The 2,722-nt window shown below is 30.0% G+C and carries 3 protein-coding genes; 1 reads left to right on the top strand and 2 read right to left on the bottom strand.

The window, feature by feature from the left end; translation table 11 throughout:
• Positions 1–749, top strand: a 749-nt coding sequence (locus KKC53_01000) for a methyltransferase domain-containing protein (GenBank protein ID MBU2597751.1), incomplete at its 5' end; no start/stop codon positions are given.
• Positions 750–1,186: 437 nt separating this feature from the next.
• Here the strand turns inward: KKC53_01000 and KKC53_00995 are convergent.
• Together KKC53_00995 and KKC53_00990 are read right to left on the bottom strand one after the other, a co-directional pair.
• Positions 1,187–1,720: a hypothetical protein gene (locus KKC53_00995; GenBank protein ID MBU2597750.1), complete on the bottom strand. Its 534-nt coding sequence runs from the start codon at positions 1,718–1,720 to the stop codon at positions 1,187–1,189.
• Between the two features lie 498 nt (positions 1,721–2,218).
• A complete protein-coding gene (locus KKC53_00990; GenBank protein ID MBU2597749.1) occupies positions 2,219–2,635 on the bottom strand; it encodes a hypothetical protein in 417 nt (138 codons plus the stop codon).
• Between the last annotated feature and the right edge of the window lie 87 nt (positions 2,636–2,722).

Below are 2,722 nucleotides of genomic sequence, written 5' to 3'. Positions count from 1 at the left end.
TAGTAGGAGGAAATACTGAAAGTTTTGCTTTGGAACACGGACTCTATAGTCAAAAAGATCTTGCCTTGATACCTAAGGCGGCTATTAACCTCTCTCGAGGTTGTGGGAATCCTACTAGTTTTGCTAATATCCAGCCAGGTGAAGTGGTTGCTGATTTTGGTTCAGGCGGTGGTATTGATCTCGTTTTGGCAGCTCACAAAGTGGGGCCGACTGGGAAGGTGATTGGAATAGACTTTGCTCCCCATATGATTGAAAGAGCAAAACAGGTAATGAAGGAAACTGGTTTATCTGATAGAGCTGAGTTTATTCTGCTAGATATAGAAAATCCTCAGGTTCCAGATAATATTGCTGATGTAGTAATATCTAACTGCGTAATTAACCTCTGCCCTTGTAAACCCTGTGTCTACAAGCAAATATTCGATATTCTAAAACCCAGTGGTCGGCTTGCTATTTCTGATATTGTTACCATAGAAGATGTTGACCCTAAGGTTCGGGAGTACTTTCAGTCGATTTGGACAGGGTGTACAGGAGGAGCAATACCAGAAGATGAGTATTTAAAAATAGTACAGGATGTAGGCTTTGGTCAGCTTAAAGTTGTAGCTCGACACACTCTTGGCCCCAAAGAACTAGAGGAAATGGCAAGTTGTCCAGGTAAAAAATTTTCTCCCACTTTCTCAGAGGAAAAACTAGCTCAAATGCAAGGGAAAATAGTCAGCACTAAATTTGTAGCTGTCAAATCAAATACCTAATAAGATCTTTGTAGCTCGCTGCTTTAGACCAAATGCTTAATAGAAACTAAGAAATTTAGATAACATTGTAAATAAGGAGGTAAAATAATAAGTATATAAAAATCACTAAAAATTAAGAATTTTTGAAGGGCTATTTGTTAAAAATAATAGTATAAAAAATGTATTACTTCAATATTAGAACGCATTTAAAGGGCTTTTTTGTGCGTTTCTAGAGGTCTTAAAGGCTATATTTTGCCTATTTTTTGTTAAAACGCTTTAACAAATTAATTGGGTTTTTTTTCTTTAAGAGATCTTTTAAAAAACTTTAAATAAATTTAGAATTAGATTCCCCCTTCGCTTTTGTTATTAAATTACTTTTATTGCCCCCGCTAATATACATAAAATTTTTTTATTTTTTATCTTATAGGTATTAAGCATAATTTATTAATGTTTATATTTTATTGCAATATAGCTGTCTGATTAGATTCACAAAACATTTTTGCATATTCTGGATTTGAGAACTTTAGAATTGTTACACCAGGTTTTTTACTCTTAAGAGATCTTACTCCAGGTTTAGAAAACTTTTTACGGAAGATTAATCTAATAGTAAGAAGCGCAAGCCACCCAATCCAATAAGAAGAAAAGAGAAATATAATTCCTACTATTATAGCCGTAATAATCCCTCCAATTACTGCACCTCCTCCTCCACCCATATACATACCTCTTCCAATTTCAATTCTTGTGGGTTTTAAAATAGCCATTACAATTACACCTACAAAGATAACGATTGCTGCAATTAATCCAATGCTAAAAGCAATACTAAAAAGTTTGTCTTCCCATTTCCTTAGTTTTTCTAATTTTACAAAACAATCGGTACAATAAGAATTTGAAGTATATGTCTTTGTTGCATTTTTAAGGCACAAAACACAGAACTGTGGCCAAGATAAATTTAATGTAGTCCTGAGTTTTACTATTTTATTATTATTTTGCATTTTTTAATCTCTTCAATTTAAAGGAATATTATCCAAATAATGAATATTTTATATATAAAGTTTTTAATTTTTTATTTACAAGACTTATATTTATTTATAAATGAAAATACAGAAATAACTTTAGTAAGTTTATTCAAAACAACTATTTTTTATATGATTATTTTATTGTTTCTATCAGAGTAAATCAATGAAATTTGTTACTATATTAATTTGCTTGAGAAGATATATATAAATACTGAATATATAACTGGATATATATTATAACTAAAGACCAATATAATCGCTAAATCTAGGAGATGGTATTAAATTCTCCTCCCCCTTTTATCTATTAAAAGAGTTTGAATAAATTAAGAATTAAGATCATAAAAGATAACCCCAACCCACCTAGCCAACTTGGAATGTAAAGAGCGTGTTAACCTAACTTATTAACAATACATAGTAAGAATATAAGAATTAAATAGCAAGAATGAATAAATGCATTATTATAACATTCAACCTTTATTCAACTTTACTTTTAAATTCTTTTCTAATAATTCTCCAATGGTAAATATACAGAGGTAAGCCAACTAAAATTAAAGCTAAATTTATCGAAGCATCTCTGTGTCTATTAATAATGACATAGTCAATTTTTGATGTTCTTTCCTCCCAATCTTTATAATCACCTAACCACATCTTAATAAGTTCTATTTCTTCTTCAGATAGTCTTTCATCTTCTTCGAGTCTCTCAACATTCCTAATTGGTGTATCATAAATCATAGTTTCATAACCATAGCGTTGATCCTCTTCAGCTTTAGTAAAAATAAAAGTCTTTAATGCCATATTAATAAAATTTACTGCACCTATAATTATGAGAACCAAACCAATTAAAGTAGCAAGATAAAGATATATTATTCTAATTAGATTATTTCTTTTCATTTTTAATACTCCTTAAAATTTCAATCTTTCTTATATAAAAGAATTATCATAAAAGATATTGCTATTAATATTAATACAACGCCAGTT

The sequence above is a fragment of the Actinomycetota bacterium genome, assembly GCA_018830725.1.
Taxonomy (GTDB): domain Bacteria; phylum Actinomycetota; class Humimicrobiia; order JAHJRV01; family JAHJRV01; genus JAHJRV01.
Note: the sequence above shows the minus strand (reverse complement) of the source record. Positions and strands in the feature narration are given on the sequence as shown.